This is a genomic window from Pseudomonas sp. 05N434 (genome assembly GCF_056396965.1).
The window spans coordinates 1-574 of record NZ_JBFTMK010001054.1 but is presented as its reverse complement, the minus strand read 5'-3'; the positions used below and the strand labels follow the sequence as shown (position 1 = coordinate 574).

At 42.3% G+C, this 574-nt stretch carries 1 protein-coding gene; it reads left to right on the top strand.

What is annotated here, in order from left to right:
• Nucleotides 1–74: 74 nt before the first annotated feature.
• Nucleotides 75–574 (top strand): glycoside hydrolase family 99-like domain-containing protein (locus AC1DLB_RS31675; protein ID WP_477786488.1); only part of this gene is annotated, 500 nt, incomplete at its 3' end.

Genomic DNA, 574 nt, shown 5'->3' with positions numbered 1-574 from the left:
AAACAAGACAAAGCACATCGCCCAATCACTGAGCACTGCCAAACCCACTAACACTTAGGACTTACGGTGCCATTATGAAAAAGCTACTAGTTGCTTCCCTTTCATTTCTATCACTGATAACTTCCACCACACATGCTATTGACGTCGGAGTCTACTATTACCCTGGGTGGAAAAGGCCGGATGTAGATGGCTGGGCGAAAATCAAAGCGCACCCCGAACGTGAACCGCTTCTGGGATGGTACACAGAGGGGTCGGATGAGGTGACGAGAAGGCACCTGCAATGGATGGAAAAATACGGGATAAATTTCATTGCCTATGATTGGTATTGGGACCAAGGAACAGGTGTAAAAAACCGCACCTACGCTATAGACTCATACATAAAAAATGCTAAGGACTACAACGTAGATTTTGCTCTACTATGGGCAAACCATACGAACACTCCAGAAAGTTTGTCACAGTTCGATGAAATAGTTAATTACTGGATACTTAACTATTTCAAAAATCCAAAATACAAAAAAATTGACGGCAAACCTGTAGTATATTTATTTTCCTCAGACATGCTTAGTAGAGACTC